The following is a 13,660-nucleotide window of genomic DNA, read 5'->3' as shown; positions in this document are numbered from 1 at the left end:
GCCGTCAGTGCAGCACCGGCGCGTGAACCGCCGGTGAACGGGGTCGCCGGCACGTCGGTGCGGCCGCGATCGGCGCCTGCATCGGCACGCTGGTGTGCCCACGGCCGGTGTCAGCCCGGTGGCTGTCCGGCTGCGCGGCTACTCGGCGGACGCGGGTGACGGCGCGGGGCGGCCGTGCTCGCGCTCGAAGCGGGCGCGCTCCTCGGCCTCGACCTTGGCGTAGGCGGCGCGCTCCGTGCGGTCCGCGCGCATGATCGCGCGCATGACGAACCAGAAGATGAGGCCGACGATGACGGTCGGCGTCAGGGCGAAGATGATCCCGGTCACGACTCCATGCGGCACGGCGACATCCTAACGCCTCGATCTCCGCGGCAGGACGTGGGAGGCCTCGCAACTGCTCTCCGCGGTCGGGGGTACGCGGTCCGACGGGAGCGCGGTCAGGCGGGCGACGCGCACCGTCGGTCGCGCCGCCCGTCGGACCCGCCCGGTCAGGCCGCGGGGATGAGCCCGTTCGGGTTGAGCACGTACTTCGTCGCCGCACCCTTGTCGAACTCCGCGTACCCCCGGGGCGCCTCGTTCAGACCGATCGGCTTCGCGTTGACGTTCTTCGCGATGCTCGTCCGGTCGTGCAGGATCGCCATCATCAGCTGCCGGTTGTACTTCATGACCGGGCACTGACCCGTCGTGAACGACAGCGACTTCGCCCAGCCGGTGCCGAGGCTCAGGGACAGCGCACCCTTCTGGGCGGCCTCGTCGATGCCGCCCGGGTCACCGGTGACGTAGAGCCCAGGGATCCCGAGGGCACCGCCGGCCGCCGTGACGTCCATCAGCGAGTTGAGCACCGTCGCCGGGGCCTCGTGGTCGGCACCGGATCCGTGGCCCTTCGCCTCGAACCCGACGGCGTCGATGCCGCAGTCGACGAGCGGCTCGCCGAGGATCTGGTCGATCTGGTCTGCCGGGTCGCCCTTCGTCAGGTCGACCGTCTCGCAGCCGAACGTCCGGGCCTGTGCCAGGCGGTCGGCGTTCATGTCACCGACGATGACGACGCTCGCGCCGAGCAGGAGCGCGCCCGTCGCAGCGGCGAGACCGACCGGACCCGCACCCGCGACGTAGACGGTCGAGCCGACCCCCACCCCCGCGGTGACCGCACCGTGGAAGCCCGTCGGGAAGATGTCGGACAGCATCGCGAGGTCGAGGATCTTCTCCATCGCCTGGTCGCGATCGGGGAACTTCAACAGGTTCCAGTCGGCGTAGGGCACGAGGACGTACTCGGCCTGGCCACCGACCCAGCCGCCCATGTCGACGTAGCCGTAGGCGCTCCCGGGTCGGTCCGGGTTGACGTTGAGACAGATCCCGGTCTTCCGCTCCTTGCAGTTCCGGCAGCGCCCGCACGCGATGTTGAACGGCACGGACACCAGGTCACCGACCTCGATGAACTCGACGTCCGAACCGACCTCGACCACCTCGCCGGTGATCTCGTGCCCGAGCACCAGGTCCGACGGTGCGGTCGTGCGGCCGCGGACCATGTGCTGGTCGCTCCCGCAGATGTTCGTCGCGACGGTGCGCAGGATCGCCCCGTGGTTCACCTTCCGGCCGACGTTCGCAGGGTTGACCCCGGGGCCGTCCTTGAGCTCGAAGGTCGGGTAGTCGGTGTCGATGACCTCGACCTTGCCCGGCCCCTTGTACGCGACTGCGTGGTTCTCCGCCATGTGGTCCTCCTCGACCCTGGCCCACCTCGGGACGCACGGCCGAAACACGTGATCGACGCCTGCGGTCGTTCCCACGTCGTCGTGGGACGGTCCTGGAACGGGGTGGTGCCCGGAGGCTACGCCCCGGGTCCGAGAACGGCGAGATCGCCTACTTGACGAGCGGGAAGAGGATGGTCTCGCGGATACCGAGACCGGTGATGGCCATGAGCAACCGGTCGATGCCCATGCCCATGCCCCCCGACGGCGGCATCGCGTGCTCGAGCGCCCGCAGGAACTCCTCGTCGACGCGCATCGCCTCGGGGTCACCGCCCGCGGCGAGCTTCGCCTGCTCGACGAACCGCTCCCGCTGCACGACCGGGTCGACGAGTTCCGAGTACGCCGTCGCGAGCTCGAACCCGCGGACGTAGAGGTCCCACTTCTCGACGATGCCCGGACGCGTGCGGTGCTGACGGGTCAGCGGCGAGGTGTCGACCGGGAAGTTCATCACGAACGTCGGGCGGTCGAGCGAGTCGATCACGAAGTGCTCCCAGAGCTCCTCGACGTACTTGCCGTGCGTTGCGTGCGCGACCTCCACACCCTCGGCATCGGCCAGCGCCTGCAGCTCGGACAGCGGCGTCTCCGGGGTGATCTCGCGACCGGCCGCTTCGGACAACGAGCCGTACATGTCGATGCGCGGCCACTCGCCGCCGAGGTCGTACGTGGTGCCGTCGGCCCAGGTGACCTCGAGCGAGCCGCCGGTCACCGCTCGGGCGGCGTTCTGCACGAGCTCCTGGGTCAGGTCGGCCATCTGCTCGTAGTCGCCGTACGCCTGGTAGGCCTCGAGCATCGCGAACTCGGGCGAGTGCGTCGAGTCGGCGCCCTCGTTGCGGAAGTTCCGGTTCACCTCGAACACCCGGTCGATGCCTCCGACGACCGCGCGCTTGAGGAAGAGCTCGGGCGCGATGCGCAGGTACAGCTCGGTGTCGAACGCGTTCGAGTGCGTGACGAACGGGCGCGCCGAGGCCCCACCGTGCTGGGTCTGCAGCATCGGGGTCTCGACCTCGAGGTACTCGTGCGATGCGAACGTCTGCCGGAGCGAGGCCATCACCGCGGCACGGGCACGGACGGTCTTCCTGGCGTCCTCGCGGACGATGAGGTCGAGGTACCGCTGGCGGACCCGGGTCTCCTCGTTGAGCTCGTTGTGGAGGTTCGGCAGGGGCAGGATCGCCTTCGCCGCGATCGCCCAGTCGTCGACCATGATCGACAGCTCGCCGCGACGCGAGGAGATCACCCGTCCGCGCACGAACACGTGGTCGCCGAGGTCGACGAACTCCTTCCACCGCGCGAGCGACTCCTCGCCCACCTCCGCCAGGGACACCATCGCCTGGATGCGCGAACCGTCTCCGGACTGCAGCGACGCGAAGCAGAGCTTGCCGGTGTTGCGCGAGAACACGATCCGCCCGGCGACACCGACGACGTCCTGGGTCTCCTCGCCGGTCTCGAGCGACGCGTACTGCGCGCGGACCTCGGGGATCGTCGTCGTGATCGGGAGCGCCGCCGGGTAGGCCTCGATCCCGGCGTCGAGGAGCTTCGACCGCTTGTCGAGCCGGACCTGTCGCTGCTCGCTGGTCTCCTCGGCGGACAGGTCGTCTGCTGCGGCGGCGGTTGCTTCGCTCATGAAGGATGCGGCTCCGGTGGGGTCGTGGGGGATGCGGAAATGCTACCCGGCGCGGGCGGTCGGCCGGGAACCGCAGGCGTCGGGACCGCCCGTCAGAGCCGCGCCTGGCCGTCGGCCGCGGCGAGCGCGTTGTCGACCGCACTCCGCACGAGGGCGCCGAGGACCCGGCCGGGGTGCTCGACCCCGATGCCGTCGAGGGTCCCGGCGGACTGCTCGACGATCGCGGTCGAGAAGCTCGCGGCCGCGCGCACCGCATCGGCGTACGCGGGTCGGTCCTGCTCGGCGACGACGAACGGCTCCGCGCCCATCTCGACCACGAGCGCCTGGGCGATCGGGAGCACCGGCGCCGGGGCGGTGACCGCGCAGTACGCGTCGCGGAGGCGGGTGAGGTCGACGCTCGTGCCGGTGAACACCATCGCCGGGTGGATCGCGAGCGGGATGGCGCCGGCGGCGAGTGCCGGACGCAGGACCTCGGTGCCGTGGTCAGGGCTCGTGTGCACGACGAGCTGCCCTGGTTGCCAGATCCCGGCGTCCGCGAGGCCCTGCACGAGCCCGCCGAGCTGGTCGTCCGGTACGGCGAGGAGCACGAGTTCGCTCCGTTCGACGAGGTCCGGCGTCGCGAGGACGGGCACCCCGGGGAGCATGGCCTCCGCGCGGTCGCGCCCGGCGTCGGACACGGCGGTCACGCCGACGACGGCGTGCTCCGCGTTCGCGAGCGCCGCCCCGAGGACGGGTCCGACCCGTCCCGCGCCGACGATGCCGACGCCGAGTCGCCCCGCCCTCACCGCGCTGCTCCGGGCGCGGGGACGCCGTCCCAGCCGGGAGGCCCGGCATGCCCCCGCCAGGCGGGCTGCGGCGTCGAGGTGGACGGCACGGCGGAGGGGGCGACCCCCTGGGTGTCCGGTCGGTCCGTGGCGGGCGCGAGCCGCGCCTCCCGTTCGCGCCACCGGTGGGAGGTGTCGACCGCAGCAGCCTCGACGGCGCGGTGCGCGGTCTCCGACCACAGCTGCTGCGCGTCGTGCGCGTCCATCGCGCCGAGTCGGGCGCTCACCGGGCCCTGCACGGTGTGCACGTGCACCGAGGCGAGCCGGAGGGCACGTTCCAGCGGCCCCTGCTCCACCTTGACGCTCTGCACGCGTGGCAGCGGCACGATCACCAGGGATCGCCAGACCGCACCGAGCCGGAGCAGCACCGCGCCCTGCACGAAGCGGTACCCGTTGCGGCGGAAGGACAGCGGGCGGAGCCACGCGCCGCGGCGGGGCGAGTGCACGAAGCCGCCGCGGTCGCCGGACGTCGTCAGGCTGTCGTCGACGACGTTCACGGCCTCGGCCGATCCTTCGCGGAGCTCGTCCTGCGACGCCCGCGGCCCCGCGACGGCCGTGCCGACGAGGCCGGGGAGGATGATGTCGAGGACCTCGCGGACGTCCTCCGCTCGTCCGACGGGCAGCACGATCGACGACGCCTGCTGGTTGGTCGACTGCCCGTTGCCGGCGTTCGTGGCCCGGTTGATGCGGATGTCCCACCAGCCGAACGGTCGCCAGAGCAACGGTTGCGCGACGCTCACGGCGTGGATGCGACCCGGCGGCAGCGTCTCGTTCGAGGTCGACACGAGCCCGAAGCCGATCCGGATGCCGTCGCGTGTCTCGGCGATCGTGTACTGCAACGACCGCGAGAACTTCCGGACGTAGTAGCCGCCGGCACCGATGACGGTGGGGAACAGCGCGAAGAGGATGCCGTACTCGCCGGTGACCGCGATGCTCACGACGATCGCCACGACGAGCACGACGAGGAACACGGTCGTGGTGGAGAGCAGCATCGACGCGATCAGCCGGCCCGGGTGCACCTTCACGACCCGGGTCGCCTGCACCGCCGAGGGGTCGAGCTCCGGCGAGAAGACCTCGTCCAGCCGGTCCTGCAGGACACCGTTCGACCGCCGGCCCGGTCCCTGCTGCTCGTCGTCCTTGGCACCGGAGGCCAGCACGAGGATGCGCCGACGGAGGTCCTCGGCTGGCTTGGACCCGAGGTACGCGAGCTGCACGTTCGCGTCGTTGCCGGCCTGCGCGATCTCGAGCTTGGCGGTGCCGAAGAGCCGCGGCACGATCGGCCGAGAGATGTTGATGCCCTGGATGCGGTCGAGTCGCGCCTTCCGGTGGTTGCGGAAGAGCACGCCGGAACGGACCTCGACGATCTCACCCGTGACGCGGAACTCGTGCATGCGCCACGACAGGTAGAACAACCCGATGAGCACGACGAGCAGCACCGCGATGCCGAGCAGCACCCAGCCGACCGCACCGTGCTCGTACACGTAGCGGACCGGGTCGCCGTCGTCGGACGGGCCCCCGCCGGGGATGAAGAACTCGACGAGCTGGTCACGGAGGCTGTTCAGCACGTACCCGAGCACGACGATGAGGAAGATGCCGCCACGCAGCAGGGGCGTCAGCGGGTGCAGCCGGTGCCACTCCCCGTCGGTCAGGGGTGCCGCAGCGGCCGCGTTGCCGACCTGGCTCGGCGGGGTCGGCAGCGGGGGCCCGGGGCGGAAGGTCACGACGACCCCCTCAGAGTCCGGCGCGGCGGGACTCGGCGAGCTCCACCAGGCGGTCGCGGAGGTCGTCGGCGTCCGCTGCGGGGATGCCGGGGATCCGGACGTTCGTCGCGGCCGCGGCGGTGACGAACTTCAGCTCGCTCATGCCGAGCGCCCGGTCGAGCGGGCCGCGTGCGACGTCGACGAGCTGCATGCGGCCGTACGGCACCGCCGTGAAGCGCTGCCACATCAGGCCACGACGGAAGACGAGGTCGTCGTCCCGGAGCGCGTACCCGATCGAGCGCACCCGCCGAGGGGTCAGCACGGCCGTGACGAGCGCGACGATGCCGACGGCGATGCCGATCAGCGTCCACACGGTGCCGGCGGTCCGGTCGAACCCGCCGTTCACGACACCGAGGAGCACGCACCCCGCGGTCACCACGATCCCGATGACGACGGTCGTGACGAGCTCCGTCCAGACGAGCTTCGGGGACACCCGGGTCCAGGTGGTGCCGCTCAGGCCGAGGCCCGGCTCGTCGAGTCGTTCTCTCGGCATCGCGGGCTCCGCTCCCTCAGTTGGTGGCCGCCGAGCCGCCGCGGTGGTCGTCCTGGTCGTCGTCGCCGGGCGGCGCGATGCACATCCGTTCGGCGACCAGGGCACACACCGTCAGGACGACGGCTCCACCGAACGCCACGGCGTTCGGCAGGGTCGAGCCTAGCGAAGGGGTGACGTTCCGGGTCAGGAGGTACAGCAGCAGGCCGACGCCGAACCCGCCGAAGAGCGCGCCGCCGATGCTGGAGGCCTTCGCGAGGACGACCACCCGCGTGGCGTACAGCGGGTCGACCGGGCGCTGCCGGAGCGCGCCCTCCTTGGCGTGACGTCGGACGGGGCGGGCCATCAGGACGACGGCGACGCCGATGAACGCGAGGGTCAGGCCGAGCGGGACGGAGAGCAGGAGCGTCGGTGCGGCCCGCGAGGCGAGGATCGCGTCCACGGCGAAGCCGGCGACGGCGGCGACGACGGCCACGCTGACGAGGACGGAGGCGCGGGTGGGCTTCATGCGGGTTCCCCCGGCCGGGAGGCGCGGGTTGGCTCGTCCGTGCGACCCGCGTCGTCCCGTGCGGTCGCGCCACCTGGCGCGGTCACGTCGTCCGTGCGGCTCGCGCCGTCGAAGAGGCGCGGCTCGTCGACGCGCTCGGTGTCGTCGCCGATGGCATCGAGCAGGTCGGACACCGCTCCGGCGCCCGGCAGGACCGCGTCCGGGTCGGCGTCCGCCCACGGCGCGAGCACGAACGCCCGCTCGGCAGCGCGCGGGTGCGGCACCGTGAGGGTCGCCGTGTCGAGCACGAGGTCGTCGATCGCCACGACGTCGAGGTCGAGCGTGCGGTCGCCCCACCGGACCTCGCGCGTCCGGCCGTGCTCGTCCTCGATGCCGTGCAGGGCGTCGAGCAGCGCCTGCGGGGCGAGGTCGGTGTCGACGACGACCACGGCGTTCCGGTAGCGCGGCTTCGTCTCGTCCCGACCCGCGAGCGTCACGGCCACCGACTCGACCTCGCGGCTGGACGCCACCGGTGTCACGCCGGGGAGCGCCGCGATCGCCGACGCAGCGGCGCGCAGGGTGCTCCCGCGGTCACCGAGGTTGGCGCCGAGTGCGATGACCGCGCGGCTCACTCTTCTTCCTCGGCACGGGCGTCGTCACCCTCGGGCAGCGCGCCGCCGCGGGTCCGACGGATCGTGATCGACACGTCGGTGAACGGCACCGTGATGGGCGCCTGTGGCTTGTGGACGGTGACCTCGACCGCGAGTGCCGCCCGGTGCGTCAGGACGGCGACGGCGATGCGCTCGGCGAGCGTCTCGATGAGGTCCACCGGACCGCCCTCGATCTCCGCGACGACCTGCTCGGCGACGACGCCGTAGTGGACCGTGTCGGCGAGGTCGTCGGACCCGGACGACACGCGGGCGTCGACCTCGACCGCGACGTCGACGACGAAGTCCTGCCCGTCGGCGCGCTCGTGGTCGAACACGCCGTGGTTCCCCCGGGCCCGGACCCCGGTGAGTCGGATGGTGTCCCTCATGATCGTGCTGCCCTCCAGGCGTCCCAGACGTCGAGTACCGCACGCGTCGGTGCGGGGTCGTGCACGCGCACCCCCCACGCACCGCGTTCGGCGGCGAGCAGGCTGATCGCGGCGGTGGCGAGGTCGCGGTCGCGCGGGGGTGCGCCGGCAGCGCTGCCGACCCCGTCGAGGAACCGCTTGCGGGAGGCGGCGACGAGCACCGGCAGCCCGATCGAGGCGAAACGTTCGTAGCCGGCCAGGATCTCCCAGTTCTGGACGCCCTGCTTGGCGAACCCGAGGCCGGGGTCGATGACCACCTGCTCTTCGCGCACGCCCAGGATGATGAGCTCGGCGACGCGGTGCTCGACCTCGCGGCGGACCTCGTCGACGGCGTGGGAGTACTCGGCGTTCCGGTACATCCGGTCGCTGTGCCCGCGCCAGTGCATCACGACGAACCCGGCCCCGGTGTCGCGGACGACCCGGGCCATGTCGTCGTCGGCCAGCCCGCCGGAGACGTCGTTCACGATCGCGGCACCGGCCTCGACCGCGCGTTCGGCCGTCGACGCGTTCATCGTGTCGACGCTGACGGCGATGCCCTCGGCCACCAGCTCGCGGACGACCGGGATGACGCGGTCCTGCTCGACCTCGACCGGGACACGGTCGGCGCCGGGCCGGGTGGACTCGCCGCCGACGTCGACGAGGTCGGCCCCCGCTGCGACGAGGTCACGGGCGTGCTGCACGGCGTCGTCGTACGCCTGGTGCAGTCCTCCGTCGCTGAACGAGTCCGGGGTGACGTTGAGGATCCCCATGACGCGCGTGCGGTCCGGGCCGGCTGGCTCGGGCGCACGGCCGCGCCGACGGCCGGTCACGATCTCCGGCACCGGTGCAGGTGCACGGAGGTCGATCGCGATCGTCGGCGGTTCCGCCGCGGCGGCCCGGGCCTCGTGTTCGGCGGCGCGAGCACGGTCCGCCTCGGCGAGGCGACGTGAGCGTCTCGTCGGCAGGTCGGTCATGCCGGCCTACGCGGGAGCGATACCGGGGTTGCCGAACGGGCGACGACGGGGCTTCGACGACGACTCGGTGTCGCTCGGCTCGGCCGCGGTCGAGGCCGCCTTGCCGGGGAACTCGATCGCCGGGAGGTTCGAGACCGGCCGCTTGTCGCTCGACAGCCACTGCGGGCGCTCGGGCAGCTTGCGCACGTCCTTGAAGATCTCCACGAGCTCCGGCGCGTCGAGCGTCTCCTTCTCGAGGAGCTCCCCGGCCAGGCGGTCGAGGATGTCGCGGTTGGCGTTGAGGACCTCGTAGGCCTCGTCGTGTGCGGCCTCGAGCAGCGCGCGGGTCTCGGCGTCGACGGTCTCGGCGATGTTCTCCGAGTAGTCGCGACCGCTGCCGCCGCCCATCTCACGACCGACGAACGGCTCGCTCGAACCGGACCCGAGCTTGACGGACCCGACCGCACGGCTCATGCCGTACTCGGTGACCATCTTCCGGGCCGTGGAGGTGGCCTTCTCGATGTCGTTCGAGGCACCCGTGGTGGGGTCGTGGAACACGATCTCCTCGGCCACACGACCACCCATCGCGTACGTGAGCTGGTCGAGCAGCTCGTTGCGGGTGACGGAGTACTTGTCCTCGAGCGGGAGCACCATCGTGTAGCCGAGGGCACGGCCGCGCGGCAGGATCGTGATCTTCGTCACCGGGTCGGTGTGGCGCATCGCCGCGGCTGCGAGGGCGTGGCCGCCCTCGTGGTACGCCGTGATGAGCTTCTCCTGGTCGGACATGATGCGCGTGCGGCGCTGCGGGCCGGCCATCACGCGGTCGACGGCCTCGTCCAGGGCACGGTTGTCGATGAGCTGCGCGTTCGAGCGGGCGGTCAGCAGCGCGGCTTCGTTGAGGACGTTCGCGAGGTCCGCACCGGTGAAGCCCGGCGTCTTGCGGGCGAGGAGCTCGAGGTCGACGCTCGCGGCGAGCGGCTTGCCCTTCGCGTGCACCTCGAGGATCTGCTTGCGGCCGTCGAGCGACGGGGCGTCGACGCCGATCTGCCGGTCGAAGCGGCCGGGACGCAGGAGCGCGGGGTCGAGCACGTCGGGGCGGTTCGTCGCCGCGATGAGGATGACGTTGGTCTTGCCGTCGAAGCCGTCCATCTCGACGAGGAGCTGGTTCAGCGTCTGCTCACGCTCGTCGTTGCCGCCGCCGATGCCGGCGCCGCGGTGACGACCGACGGCGTCGATCTCGTCGATGAACACGATCGCCGGGGCGTTCTGCTTGGCCTGGTCGAAGAGGTCGCGGACGCGGCTCGCACCGACACCGACGAACATCTCGACGAAGTCCGAACCGGAGATCGAGTAGAACGGCACGCCGGCCTCGCCCGCGACGGCACGCGCGAGGAGGGTCTTGCCGGTTCCGGGAGGGCCGTACAGCAGCACGCCCTTCGGGATCTTCGCGCCGACGGCCTGGAACTTCGCGGGTTCCTGCAGGAACTCCTTGATCTCGTGGAGCTCCTCGATCGCCTCGTCCGAGCCGGCGACGTCCGCGAAGGAGACCTGCGGGTTCTCCTTGTTGTTCATCTTCGCGCGGGACTTGCCGAACTGCATGACCTTCGAGCCACCGCCCTGGGCGCTCGAGAGCAGGAACCAGAAGAGCGCGCCGATGATGAGGAACGGCAGGACGATGCCGAGGAGCGAGAGGAACCAGTTCCCCTGCTGCACGCGGTCGGTGTAGCCGTCCGGCAGGTTCGCGTTGTCGACGGCGTTGATGACGTCCTCACCACGCGGCGTCGCGTAGTAGAACTGCTCGGTCGCGCCGTCCTTGAGCTTGAGGTCGACCCGCTGCTCGGTGGAGTTCACGACGACGGAGGAGACCTTGTCGTCGGCGAGCTGCTGCAGGCCCTTCTGGGTGTCGATCTGCTGGGTGCCGGCCTGACTGATGACCGCCCACCCGATCCAGATCCCCACGAGCGCGATCAGGATGTAGATGTACGGCCCGCGGAGGATTCGCTTGAAGTCCATGTGATCCGGGCAGGACGCCCGACACCTTTCTCTGCCGAAGTTGCGTGCAGGTCAGCATACGGCCGTGATTCTGTGGCGAGAATGGGTGTCCTCTGCGGGCGAACTCCACGCCCCGCAAGGGTCAGCCGGACGCGTTCAGGAGTACACGTGCGGCGCCAGGACGCCGATGCCGCGCAGGTTGCGGTAGCGCTCGTCGAAGTCGAGGCCGTACCCCACCACGAAGGCGTCCGGGATCTCGAACCCGACGTACTTCACGTCCACCTCGACCTTGGCGGCCTCGGGCTTGCGGAGCAGCGCGACGATCTCGACGCTCGCGGCCCCGCGGGACTCGAGGTTCTGCTTGAGCCACGACAGCGTCAGGCCGGAGTCGATGATGTCCTCGACGATGATGACGTCGCGGCCGTGCAGGTCGGTGTCGAGGTCCTTGAGGATCCGCACCACGCCGGACGACTTCGTGCCGGAGCCGTACGACGAGACCGCCATCCAGTCCATCCGCGCCTGCATCTTGAGGTGGCGCGAGAAGTCCGCCATGACCATGACGGCGCCCTTCAGCACGCCGACGAGCAACGGGTCCTTCCCCGCGTAGTCACGGTCGACCACCGCGGCGAGTTCGGCGAGCTTCTCGTCGATCTGCTCGGGGGTGAAGAGCACTTCGGACAGGTCTGCCTGGACGTCGGAGAGTTCCACCGGTCCAGGGTAACCGTCAGGACGAGGCGCCGAACGCCAGGCGGTCGCCGTCCCGTGACGCCCGGACGCCCGGCAGGTCGATCGGCCCCTGCCCGTGCCAGTCCGTGACGAGCCGGCAGACCTCGAGCGTCTGCGTGCGCGAGAGCGTCACCCCGAACTCGCCCTCCACTGCGAGCCGCACGAGGCGCTGCCGCAGCGCGGGCGGGTTCGCGGCGAGCTCACGCACCGACAGCGAGATGCCCGCCTCGGAGTGCTCGGCGAGGTCCTCCGCCATCTCCTCGGCGAAGTGGTCGAGCGCGGCGGAGTCCTCCCGGAGCTGATCGGCGGTGCGGGCGAGGGCCTCGGGCACCTCGGCGCCGAGCTCGCGTTCGAGGACGGGCAGGAGCGCGGTCCGCACGCGCACGCGGGCGTACGCGGGGTCGTCGTTGTGCGGGTCGTCCCACGGCACGAGTCCCGCGGCGATCGTGGCCTGCCGCGTCGCGTGCCGCCGGACGCCCAGGAGCGGTCGCCCGTAGGCCGGTCCGGTCGAGCGCCGCGCGAGCGGCGGCATGCCGGACAGCGCGTCCGGCCCGCTGCCGCGCAGCAGGCCGAGCAACACCGTCTCGGCCTGGTCGTCGAGGGTGTGCCCGAAGAGCACCAGGGGCGACCCCGTGTCGGCGGCGACCTGTGCGATCGCGGTGTGCCGTGCCTCCCGGGCGGCACCCTCCGGACCCCCGTCGGTGCCGACGTCGACCCGACGGACCGTCACCGGGTCGAGACCGAGCGATGCGGCCGTCCTGGAGGCGCGGCTCGCCACCGCCTCGCTGCCCGCCTGGAGCGCGTGGTCGACCACGACCGCGCCGGCGCGCAGGTCCTGCTTCGGCGCCTCGAACGCGGTGGCCGCGGCGAGCGCGAGCGAGTCGGCTCCGCCGCTCAGCGCGACCGTGACCAGGTCGCCGGACTGCAGCAGTCCCTCGTCGCGTGCCTGCGACAGCAGCGTGCGGACCGCCAGCCGGGTCGCGGCGACGGCCGGGTCCAACCGGGGACGCGGAGTGTTCACCCGGTAACGTTAGCCGCGCTTTCCCCCCGCACATCAGACTCAGGAGCGCAACATGGCCGCGTACGACGTCGTCGTCGAGATCCCCAAGGGCAGCCGCAACAAGTACGAGGTGGACCACGAGACCGGTCGCGTCTACCTCGACCGTGTGCTGTTCACCTCGTTCGTGTACCCGACCGACTACGGGTTCTTCGAGAACACGCTCGCGGACGACGGCGACCCCGTGGACGCCCTCCTCCTGCTCGAGTACCCGGTCTTCCCGGGCGTCGGCGTCAAGGTCCGCCCGGTCGGCGTCTTCAAGATGAGCGACGAGGCCGGCAACGACGCCAAGGTCCTCGTGGTGCCCGCGAAGGACCCGCGCTGGCAGCACATCCAGGACATCTCGGACGTCGACGAGCAGACGAAGGCCGAGATCGCGCACTTCTTCGAGCGCTACAAGGACCTCGAGCCGAACAAGTGGGTCAAGGCCGAGGGCTGGGGCGACGCCGCCGAGGCCGAGGCGATCGTGCAGGCCGGCCAGCAGGCCTACGTGCCCGCCGGTCACTGACCGTCCGACACACGAAGGGCCCCGCACTCCTGCTGAGTGCGGGGCCCTTCGTCCGTTCGTCCGTCTACAGCGAGCCGGTGGGGCGGGCCACGTACGGCAGGAGCTGGTTCGGGAGCCACACGGCGCGCTCGACCACGCCGACGCCGGGCTTCGCGGCCTCGATCATCTGGCCGTTGCCGGTGTAGATCGAGTCGTGGTAACCACCGCTGGCGGTTCCGTTGTTCGAGTAGAAGAGGATGTCACCCGGCTGGCGCTGCGAGAGCGGGACGAGCCGACCGATCGACGCGAAGTAGTTGTACTGCCAGACGACGTTGTGACCGCCGGTCGCGACGCCCTGCGAGCCGTACGCCCCCATGACGAGGCCGGAGCAGTCCCAGGAGTTCGGGCCAGCGTCGCCCCAGCCGTACGGGTCACCGAGCTGCGCGCGGGCGAACGCGATCGCG

Annotated in this window: 15 protein-coding genes; 1 reads left to right on the top strand and 14 read right to left on the bottom strand. The window is 71.4% G+C overall.

Annotation, left to right across the window (positions count from 1 at the left end; all coding sequences use genetic code 11):
* Positions 1-138: 138 nt before the first annotated feature.
* The 13 genes from NS184_RS00075 to tilS all read right to left on the bottom strand — a co-directional run bounded on the left by NS184_RS00075 (position 139) and on the right by tilS (position 12,673).
* Positions 139-342 (bottom strand): hypothetical protein, encoded by a 204-nt coding sequence (locus tag NS184_RS00075; protein WP_031273270.1) that lies wholly within the window; start codon positions 340-342, stop codon positions 139-141.
* Between the two features lie 146 nt (positions 343-488).
* Entirely contained in the window at positions 489-1,709 is a 1,221-nt protein-coding gene (gene fdhA / locus NS184_RS00070; protein WP_058724112.1) for a formaldehyde dehydrogenase, glutathione-independent, read from the bottom strand.
* A 148-nt stretch (positions 1,710-1,857) separates the two neighbouring features.
* Positions 1,858-3,366 (bottom strand): lysine--tRNA ligase, encoded by a 1,509-nt coding sequence (gene lysS, locus NS184_RS00065; protein ID WP_058724111.1) that lies wholly within the window; start codon positions 3,364-3,366, stop codon positions 1,858-1,860.
* Between the two features lie 92 nt (positions 3,367-3,458).
* Positions 3,459-4,184 carry a Rossmann-like and DUF2520 domain-containing protein gene (locus tag NS184_RS00060; RefSeq protein ID WP_058724136.1) on the bottom strand — a complete coding sequence of 242 codons (726 nt, stop codon included), beginning with the start codon at positions 4,182-4,184 and terminating at the stop codon, positions 3,459-3,461.
* On the bottom strand, positions 4,148-5,911 hold the full coding sequence (locus tag NS184_RS00055) for a PH domain-containing protein (protein ID WP_058724110.1): 1,764 nt from the start codon (positions 5,909-5,911) through the stop codon (positions 4,148-4,150). Before NS184_RS00055 ends, NS184_RS00060 begins: the two co-directional genes overlap by 37 nt.
* A gap of 10 nt (positions 5,912-5,921) precedes the next feature.
* Complete coding sequence (locus NS184_RS00050; protein ID WP_058724109.1) at positions 5,922-6,443, bottom strand: PH domain-containing protein; 522 nt, start codon at positions 6,441-6,443, stop codon at positions 5,922-5,924.
* 16 nt (positions 6,444-6,459) lie between these two features.
* A complete protein-coding gene (locus tag NS184_RS00045; protein WP_058724108.1) occupies positions 6,460-6,948 on the bottom strand; it encodes a DUF3180 domain-containing protein in 489 nt (162 codons plus the stop codon).
* Positions 6,945-7,559, bottom strand: coding sequence for a 2-amino-4-hydroxy-6-hydroxymethyldihydropteridine diphosphokinase (gene folK / locus NS184_RS00040; protein ID WP_083513316.1), 615 nt, complete (start codon positions 7,557-7,559; stop codon positions 6,945-6,947). The genes NS184_RS00045 and folK overlap by 4 nt, the downstream gene beginning before the upstream one ends.
* Complete coding sequence (gene folB / locus NS184_RS00035; RefSeq protein ID WP_058724107.1) at positions 7,556-7,963, bottom strand: dihydroneopterin aldolase; 408 nt, start codon at positions 7,961-7,963, stop codon at positions 7,556-7,558. The genes folK and folB overlap by 4 nt, the downstream gene beginning before the upstream one ends.
* On the bottom strand, positions 7,960-8,955 hold the full coding sequence (gene folP / locus NS184_RS00030; protein ID WP_206556235.1) for a dihydropteroate synthase: 996 nt from the start codon (positions 8,953-8,955) through the stop codon (positions 7,960-7,962). Before folP ends, folB begins: the two co-directional genes overlap by 4 nt.
* A gap of 6 nt (positions 8,956-8,961) precedes the next feature.
* On the bottom strand, positions 8,962-10,947 hold the full coding sequence (gene ftsH / locus NS184_RS00025; protein WP_058724106.1) for an ATP-dependent zinc metalloprotease FtsH: 1,986 nt from the start codon (positions 10,945-10,947) through the stop codon (positions 8,962-8,964).
* Between the two features lie 135 nt (positions 10,948-11,082).
* The gene (gene hpt / locus NS184_RS00020; protein ID WP_058724105.1) at positions 11,083-11,634 is read right to left on the bottom strand and encodes a hypoxanthine phosphoribosyltransferase; all 552 of its coding nucleotides are present in this window, start codon (positions 11,632-11,634) and stop codon (positions 11,083-11,085) included.
* Between the two features lie 16 nt (positions 11,635-11,650).
* Positions 11,651-12,673, bottom strand: coding sequence for a tRNA lysidine(34) synthetase TilS (gene tilS, locus NS184_RS00015; RefSeq protein WP_058724104.1), 1,023 nt, complete (start codon positions 12,671-12,673; stop codon positions 11,651-11,653).
* 52 nt (positions 12,674-12,725) lie between these two features.
* Between tilS and NS184_RS00010 the strand changes: the two genes are divergently transcribed.
* Complete coding sequence (locus tag NS184_RS00010) at positions 12,726-13,217, top strand: inorganic diphosphatase (RefSeq protein ID WP_058724103.1); 492 nt, start codon at positions 12,726-12,728, stop codon at positions 13,215-13,217.
* A 64-nt stretch (positions 13,218-13,281) separates the two neighbouring features.
* Here the strand turns inward: NS184_RS00010 and NS184_RS00005 are convergent.
* Positions 13,282-13,660 (bottom strand): C40 family peptidase (locus tag NS184_RS00005; protein ID WP_193750352.1); only part of this gene is annotated, 379 nt, incomplete at its 5' end.

Origin of the sequence: Curtobacterium luteum (assembly GCF_001475545.1) — a bacterium.
Classification (GTDB): Bacteria; Actinomycetota; Actinomycetes; order Actinomycetales; family Microbacteriaceae; genus Curtobacterium; species Curtobacterium luteum_A.
The sequence above is the reverse complement of the archived record's forward strand: the minus strand, read 5'-3'. Positions and strand labels throughout refer to the sequence as shown.

Coding starts and splice junctions, on each gene's coding strand:
- NS184_RS00045 (WP_058724108.1), bottom strand. CDS start 6,948: ATGAAGCCCACCCGCGCCTCCGTCCTCGTCAGCGTGGCCGTCGTCGCC.
- fdhA (WP_058724112.1), bottom strand. CDS start 1,709: ATGGCGGAGAACCACGCAGTCGCGTACAAGGGGCCGGGCAAGGTCGAG.
- lysS (WP_058724111.1), bottom strand. CDS start 3,366: ATGAGCGAAGCAACCGCCGCCGCAGCAGACGACCTGTCCGCCGAGGAG.
- NS184_RS00050 (WP_058724109.1), bottom strand. CDS start 6,443: ATGCCGAGAGAACGACTCGACGAGCCGGGCCTCGGCCTGAGCGGCACC.
- folP (WP_206556235.1), bottom strand. CDS start 8,955: ATGACCGACCTGCCGACGAGACGCTCACGTCGCCTCGCCGAGGCGGAC.
- ftsH (WP_058724106.1), bottom strand. CDS start 10,947: ATGGACTTCAAGCGAATCCTCCGCGGGCCGTACATCTACATCCTGATC.
- folB (WP_058724107.1), bottom strand. CDS start 7,963: ATGAGGGACACCATCCGACTCACCGGGGTCCGGGCCCGGGGGAACCAC.
- NS184_RS00010 (WP_058724103.1), top strand. CDS start 12,726: ATGGCCGCGTACGACGTCGTCGTCGAGATCCCCAAGGGCAGCCGCAAC.